This window comes from Streptococcus cuniculi (genome assembly GCF_004570575.1).
Classification (GTDB): Bacteria; Bacillota; Bacilli; order Lactobacillales; family Streptococcaceae; genus Streptococcus; species Streptococcus cuniculi_A.
Genome location: NZ_SPPD01000033.1, coordinates 1 through 7,182, shown reverse-complemented (window position 1 = coordinate 7,182; position 7,182 = coordinate 1). Strand labels below are relative to the sequence as shown.

The window sequence follows — 7,182 nt, the reverse complement described above, 5'->3', positions numbered from 1 at the left end:
ACGAGAGACCCAGACGACTTCACCAGTATAAAACGGCTAAATTTCTGTTTGAGCTAGCACAAACAGCCTAAGCAATGGAAGACTAGTCTATCCATGAACTTGTTGCACTTGACTTGACAATGTGCGAGAATAAATTCATCACTAAAAATCAAAAATAAAGAAGAATTTCTCTTCTTTCACTATGGTTTAGAATATGGTATCCCTTCAGTAGCAACTGTAAACAAAGCTTTAAAAAAGATATTAACCGAACTTGATATAGAACCAATCATAATGACCAATGGCCTTAGACATACATACGGTTTCTATTTACTTCATAATAATGTAGATATGGGAGTTGTCGCTAAAATTCTAGGACATAAGGATATTCAAATGTTAATTGAAGTCTACGGACACACGCTATCCGAACGAATAGATAAGGAATTCAAAGACGTAGAAGAAATTATGAACGCTATATAAATTTGAGATAAAATCAAAAAATTTGTCTTTGATTCACTAAAATCTACAAAAAGAAAAAAGCAACAGCAGTAGCTGTTGCTTCAAGAGGAATCATCTTCTAAATTTTACTTACGTTTCTTCATCAAATAGATACCAACACCGACTAATAAGCTCAAACCAATCACAACCAGTCCTACGCTTGTGGTACTGTTTGTAGCTGGTAAGACTTTCTGAGCCTTTGGTTGCACGCTAACCTGAGACGGTGGCGTATCGCTTGGGTTTTTTGGCTCATCATTAGGCGTCTTCGGTGCAGGGGGTGTTTCTTTTGGAATATGACTATTGGTAATCAAAGTACCATCAATCTGTGTGGTATATCCTGGTACTGCGTCTTCTTGCACCGTGTACTGAATAACTTGACCATTTTGATATTGGTCAAGATTCTCAAAGTTATAGTGCCAACCTGTAGCTTCAGACGCAGTCGCTGTTTTCCCTGTATCTACACCGTTCGCAAATAAGTGTACGGTAATACTACTTGGGCGAATACCGTCTTGGTTATTACCATCATTCCATACCTTAGAACCATTGAGGCTGATTTTCTTTGGGGTGTAACTATTGGTAATCATATAGTTGTTGCCATCTGCTGTAATGGTAGACGTGTACTCTGCTGTAACAATCTCTTCTACGCTGTAAGGAATCTCTTTTCCGTCGGCATATTTTGGAAGCTCTTTTGATGTGAATGACCACTGCCCCTTTTCATCTGGTGTGACAGTGATGCGTTCTACTTCAGTACCTTGACCATCTTTCACTACGACGACAATGCTAGTTGGGCGTTTCCCATCTTGGTTATCGCCATCTTCCCACACCTTCGTACCTGTCAAGCGAATCATCTCAGGACTACGAGAATTGGTAATCACTTCCCCATCTACTTTTGCAACATAGCCTGTTCCTATTAACAGCGCCATGGTCGCATCATCTTCACGGATGGAGTAGCTAATTTCTTGGCCTTTTTCAAACTGTGGAAGATTAGTAAAGCTACCTACCCACGTATCGGTATCTGTTTGATTTTCCGCAGTGAGGGTTAGTGTTTTTCCTGTGACTGCGACTGGCTCACTCCCTGCCACAGACTTATATAACTGTACTGTAATCAAGCTTGGACGTTTCCCGTCTTGGTTGCCATTATCAACCCATTTCTTGGTGACTTGATAGCTGATTTCTTTCGGTGTGTAGCTATTGACAATGGTGAAGTCATCAATTTTCGTGGTATAGTCTTTTACTACCACTTCTTCTACCGTGTAGCGAATCACTTGGCCATTGGCATACTTCGGCTTGTTGGTAAAGCTGGTACTCCAGTTCCCATCTGCATCTGCTTGAATCGTACGGCTATCTACTTTTACACCATTTGCAAGAAGATGGACGGTGATTTCGCTAGGACGTTTCCCATCTTGGTTATCGCTGTCTTCCCATTTCTTCTGAACAGTCACATCTATCATTTCTGGCGAATAACTGTTTGTAAGATTATAGCCATCTACTGTTGTATGATAGTTTGGTACCATTTCTTCACTAATCGCATAAGTGACCAACTTCCCATCTTTATATTTCGCAATATTTTTGAAGCTATAACTCCAGTTGTCTGTAGCCGTTACTGTCTTACTAGCTACTTTTTGACCGTTAGCTAGAAGATGGACAGTAATCGAATCCGGACGCTTACCATCTTGGTTATCTGCATCATCCCAAGTCTTGGTACCCGATACTTCCGTTACCTCTGGAGTATACATATTGGTGAGGTTATAACCATCTACAGTTTTTGTATAGCCTTCTGGTACGTCTTCATCAATTGTATAGCTGATTTCTTGAGCGTTTTCATATTTCGGCAGATTCGTAAAGGCATACTTCCAGTCATCTTTAGCTGAAATTTCTTTTCTTTCAACTTCTGTCGTTTGACCAGCTACTGTCTTAAGAAGTTTTACGAGTAATTTCTCTGGGCGTTTTCCGTCTTGATTATCATTGTCCGCCCATGTCTTCATGCCAGAAACTTCTGTGGTAGCTGGGGAATACGTGTTGGTAACTGTAATTCCTGTTGTCATGTCACCTGTTATTTTGGATTGGTATCCTTCTGGCAGATTGACTTCCTGTATGGTATAAACAATCGCTTTTCCTGCTTCATACTTATCCAATTCATCAAATGTTCCTGCCCAATTGTTTCCCTCGTTAAGCGTTAATAGCTTTCCTTCAATAGCTTTCCCATTGGCATACAGTTGGACAGACACCTCGGCTGGACGCTTACCATCTTGGTTATTTGAATCTTCCCATACTTTTGTTACTGCTATAGAGGTTTTTTCGATATCATGAGTATTGGTCAAATTATGACCATCTACCGTTTTCGTATATCCTTCTGGCAAATCTTCATCAACTGTATAAGTGATTGCTTGACCATTCTCAAACTGCGGGAGGTTTGTGAAAGAATATTTCCAATCGTCTTTGGCTGAAATCTCTTTCATTGCAATTTCTGTCATTTGACCACCTATTGTCTTAAGAAGTTTTACGAGTAATTTCTCTGGGCGCTTGCCGTCTTGATTGTTATTGTCAACCCAAGTCTTCATGCCAGAAACTTCTGTAGTAGCTGGAGAGTACGTGTTGGTGACTGTAATTCCTGTTGTCATGTCACCTGTTATTTTGGATTGGTATCCTTCTGGTACTTCTACTTCTTTCAAAGAATATGTTATTTCTGCCCCTTGGTCATCGTACTTATTTAGATTTTCAAAGATTGCTTTCCACTTGTTTTCTGAATTAAGTGTAAGAGTCTTTCCCGCCACTTCCTGACCATTGGCAAGCAATTGGACAGTGACAGAGTCTGGACGCTTGCCATCTTGGTTGTTCACATCTTTCCATTCTTTACTTACTGGAATAGAAATTTTTTCTCTCGTATTCTTAATGGTTCGAATAACACCATCTTTTCCTACTGTCACTTCAATCGGTGTTTTATCTAGCACATAGCCTTTGGGTGCCTTAGTCTCGACAATAGTAAATTTCCCCTTAGCTACTTCCTCAGCTGTGTAGACTTTAGACTGACCAACACCATCTTTTTCAATCTTTACAATCTCTTTTTGTCCGCTTGGTGAAGTGATTTCAAATTCTGCTCCATTCAACAAGGCCGCTGTCTCAGCATCTTGTTTGTAAAGAGTGATACGGTAACCAGTTTCTAATTGGATAGAGCCTCCTGTTGTGATTTTGGTAGAACGTTCAACACGATGAACAGTATTTTGCCTTTCCGTACTAGTGGTTAAGTCTGTCTCCCCACCTTTCATGGATAATTCATTGATAACATCTGTTCCATTTGCGGGAGAGGTTGTTGAGTAATAAACATTATATGCAGCGACTTTTCCGTTTGTGGCCATCCTTGAAGCAGTGTTCAACAATTTTAATGTATAACTAGTATACGCACTGTTGTACTCAATTGTGTAATCTTTTCCTTCCTCAAGTACCTTTGAATCTGTCAAGTTCAAGGTAGAATTGAAATAGCCTGCCAAAACCTTTACCTTTTCAGGAATAAACTGCATTGGGGCAGAATCATCAGGAATGACATCTTTTAGAGTGATAGAGTCATAACTTGATTGATTCGTATTGACTCGTAAAACCCAGTTATGGATATACTCTCCCTTTTTACCTAATGTTGGTGAATCCCATGGCTCTTTCTGCATCACTCCGCCGATTTTAGCAAAATTTTCTTTTTTAATTCCTTCTGTATAATCAGGTGTAGTTTGTTCTTTCACCGAAATAGAATGAGTGATGGTTTTACTTGTTTCTGTAGATGGGTAGGTTATCGTTTTACCATCAACTATCTGGCTCACTTTGAAATCAGTATAAAAGGTTCCTTTTACTCCTTGGATTTGACTGCCACCTTTCTTTTTAAGGTATTCTTGCAAATCCTTGAGAGTAATTCTCACTGTTCCACCTTTTCCTTCACCGTTTGAAGTCACAACAGCTGTTCCGACAACCACATCTGTTTCCCTATCTTTCAAATCAAAGCTCGTATCGTCAACGGTTATTGGTTCTGGTATTGTGAATGTAAAGTAATCACCATCTGCTAGATTCCCATCGTACTTTGATAAATCAAAATTTGACTCAAATCGATAGGTCACATTTTTTATTAATTGATAAGAACCTGAACTATCAGCTGTGAGGTACCTTCCATTATTCACATCCCATAAGTTAATATCTGTTAATACATTTTGCAGTTCTTTCGCTTGACCAGTCGTCGCACTCGCTCCAATACCTAGTAGTGTGACAAACGTGGCTAAAAACATGACTAACAATTTCCTAAGCTTATTCATTTTTTCCCTTTCTCTATACATCGTTCGTTTTTATTTTTCATCACATGCTTTCTTTTTTCGTAGGTAGGAATGTCTCCAGTACCGTCGACTACAAATGCGACTACAAAATACTGTTCGTTTATCGAGAATACCTGCTGTCGTCACCACACGGCACCCACATTTTTTGCAAGAAAACGTACGACTTTCATAAAAATCAATTCGTTTTTCCACGACTACTTTCCCTCCCTTTAATTAACACTTCCTCTCCAGTATTTATTTCATGAACACTAGATAAACAACACCTCTTTTCTAAGTACAGCTGAACTTCTTGAATCTTCTGTCTCCTATTCAGTATTGATAGCATCTCAAAAGTTAGGAATTTTGGAACTCATATGTTATAATTTTATAAGGGATTTTGTGTGTCAGTACAAAGTGTAAATTCCTTAATTTAGTCAGTTATTTCTAATCTTGAAAATTGTTTGCTAGTTCTTAAATTACAGAAAAAGTATGACAAAATAAAAGTCTCAAAATTCCTAGCTTTTGAGACTTTTTTTTGTAAACTTTTTGTATATTTTTCACTGTGTTACCTATTCTACTTTATCTTTTAACCAACGATAGAGCGTTGCCCTTGAGATATTGAGTTGATGAGCCACTTCTTGGGCTGTCATCTCTCGACGTCTCCAGCGTTCTATGATTTCAGGAAACTCTTTCGGACAGGTCTTATTAGGTCTACCAAACTTCACCCCTTTCTTTTTTGCCTCCACAATCCCTTCCAGCTGTCTTTGCTTAATATTTTCCCTTTCCACTTGAGCCACATAGGATAGAACCTGTAAACAGATATCCGAAATAAACTTTCCTGTAATTGTATCAATCTTCAGATTAGTATTGAGCAAGGGAAAGTCTAGGACCACAATATCGACTCCTTTCTCCTTGACGAGATAATTCCACTGCCTAATAATCTCATCATAATTTCTTCCCAAACGATCAATCGATTTAATAACCAACTCATCTCCTGGCATGAGTAACTCCACCAGCTTCCTATAGGCTACACGATTGAAATTCTTCCCCGAAGACCTATCAATGTATAAGTACCTCTCCTCTATTCCTTCTGACAGCATGGCAGACAATTGCCGTTCAATGTTTTGTTCCCGAGTAGAAACTCGGATATAGCCGTATTTCATCATAATTCCTCCTATTTTTCTAATACTATCTTAAAATAAAAACAGGATAACTAGAACAAAATATTCTCGTTTTGTTAATATTGTTCCCTCTATTTATAAACATACTGTTACGGAAGAAAAACAAATGACTACAACTGTTTATTGAAGTCTACGGACACACACTATATAATTTGGGAGAAATTTTGGGAGAGAAAATGAAAAGAACAGCGAAAAAGCCCTATACAATAGGACTTTCTGCTATATTATGCTATACCGGCGGCCGGGGTCGAACCGGCACGTCCTTGCGGACACTGGATTTTGAGTCCAGCGCGTCTGCCAATTCCGCCACGCCGGCTAATATAGAGTAACTGGGGTAGCTGGATTCGAACCAACGCATGAGGGAGTCAAAGTCCCTTGCCTTACCGCTTGGCTATACCCCAATAATAAAATAGGCGAGTGATGGGAATCGAACCCACGAATGTCAGAGCCACAATCTGATGTGTTAACCACTTCACCACACCCGCCATCTTATAAACACGGGCAGTAGGAATTGAACCCACACTGAAGGTTTTGGAGACCTTAGTTCTACCTTTAAACTATGCCCGTAAAGGTATGGAAGGGGAGGGATTCGAACCCCCGAACCCGAAGGAGCGGATTTACAGTCCGCCGCGTTTAGCCTCTTCGCTACCCTTCCAAGTTATTAAAATAATGGCGCGAGACGGAATCGAACCGCCGACACATGGAGCTTCAATCCATTGCTCTACCAACTGAGCTACCGAGCCATATCCACAATCAAATTGCGGGAGCAGGATTTGAACCTACGACCTTCGGGTTATGAGCCCGACGAGCTACCTAGCTGCTCCATCCCGCGTTACTATTAGTAAAGGAGGATGTGGGATTCGAACCCACGCACGCTTTTACACGCCTGACGGTTTTCAAGACCGTTCCCTTCAGCCGGACTTGGGTAATCCTCCAACTTATAGTCCGTACGGGATTCGAACCCGTGTTACCGCCGTGAAAAGGCGGTGTCTTAACCCCTTGACCAACGGACCATAATAAACTAAAGATTTCTCTTTACTCCGCCAGTAGGACTCGAACCTACGACATCATGATTAACAGTCATGCGCTACTACCAACTGAGCTATGGCGGATTCTAGCTAAGCGACTACCCTATCTCACAGGGGGCAACCCCCAACTACTTCCGGCGTTCTAGGGCTTAACTGCTGTGTTCGGCATGGGTACAGGTGTATCTCCTAGGCTATCGTCACTTAACTATT

Annotated in this window: 2 protein-coding genes, 10 tRNA genes, 1 rRNA gene and 1 pseudogene; 1 reads left to right on the top strand and 13 read right to left on the bottom strand. The window is 40.4% G+C overall.

Translation table 11 applies throughout. From position 1 onward, the window contains the following. Positions 1 to 126: 126 nt before the first annotated feature. A pseudogene (locus E4T82_RS11725) lies at positions 127 to 456 on the top strand (tyrosine-type recombinase/integrase); the annotation flags it as partial. A 104-nt stretch (positions 457 to 560) separates the two neighbouring features. Here the strand turns inward: E4T82_RS11725 and E4T82_RS11720 are convergent. From E4T82_RS11720 to rrf, 13 genes are all read right to left on the bottom strand, one after another. Then, the gene (locus E4T82_RS11720; protein WP_135182947.1) at positions 561 to 4,739 is read right to left on the bottom strand and encodes a Cna B-type domain-containing protein; all 4,179 of its coding nucleotides are present in this window, start codon (positions 4,737 to 4,739) and stop codon (positions 561 to 563) included. Between the two features lie 593 nt (positions 4,740 to 5,332). Then, complete coding sequence (locus E4T82_RS11715; protein ID WP_135182948.1) at positions 5,333 to 5,926, bottom strand: recombinase family protein; 594 nt, start codon at positions 5,924 to 5,926, stop codon at positions 5,333 to 5,335. Positions 5,927 to 6,176: 250 nt separating this feature from the next. Then, a tRNA-Leu gene (locus tag E4T82_RS11710) sits at positions 6,177 to 6,260 on the bottom strand. Positions 6,261 to 6,273: 13 nt separating this feature from the next. Continuing rightward, positions 6,274 to 6,345, bottom strand: a tRNA-Gln gene (locus E4T82_RS11705). 11 nt (positions 6,346 to 6,356) lie between these two features. Beyond that, positions 6,357 to 6,429 (bottom strand) — tRNA-His (locus tag E4T82_RS11700). Between the two features lie 11 nt (positions 6,430 to 6,440). Then, a tRNA-Trp gene (locus E4T82_RS11695) sits at positions 6,441 to 6,511 on the bottom strand. A gap of 7 nt (positions 6,512 to 6,518) precedes the next feature. Next, positions 6,519 to 6,599 (bottom strand) — tRNA-Tyr (locus E4T82_RS11690). Positions 6,600 to 6,614: 15 nt separating this feature from the next. Then, a tRNA-Phe gene (locus E4T82_RS11685) sits at positions 6,615 to 6,687 on the bottom strand. A gap of 15 nt (positions 6,688 to 6,702) precedes the next feature. After that, positions 6,703 to 6,776, bottom strand: a tRNA-Met gene (locus E4T82_RS11680). A gap of 13 nt (positions 6,777 to 6,789) precedes the next feature. After that, a tRNA-Ser gene (locus E4T82_RS11675) sits at positions 6,790 to 6,879 on the bottom strand. Between the two features lie 6 nt (positions 6,880 to 6,885). Continuing rightward, positions 6,886 to 6,957: transfer RNA gene (locus E4T82_RS11670), tRNA-Glu, on the bottom strand. Between the two features lie 25 nt (positions 6,958 to 6,982). Further along, a tRNA-Asn gene (locus E4T82_RS11665) sits at positions 6,983 to 7,056 on the bottom strand. 5 nt (positions 7,057 to 7,061) lie between these two features. Continuing rightward, positions 7,062 to 7,177, bottom strand: a 5S ribosomal RNA gene (gene rrf, locus E4T82_RS11660). Positions 7,178 to 7,182 lie beyond the last annotated feature (5 nt).

Bases quoted from the DNA above. Each gene is read 5' to 3' on its own strand.
- E4T82_RS11720 (WP_135182947.1), bottom strand. From the start codon at position 4,739: ATGTTTTTAGCCACGTTTGTCACACTACTAGGTATTGGAGCGAGTGCG.
- E4T82_RS11715 (WP_135182948.1), bottom strand. From the start codon at position 5,926: ATGAAATACGGCTATATCCGAGTTTCTACTCGGGAACAAAACATTGAA.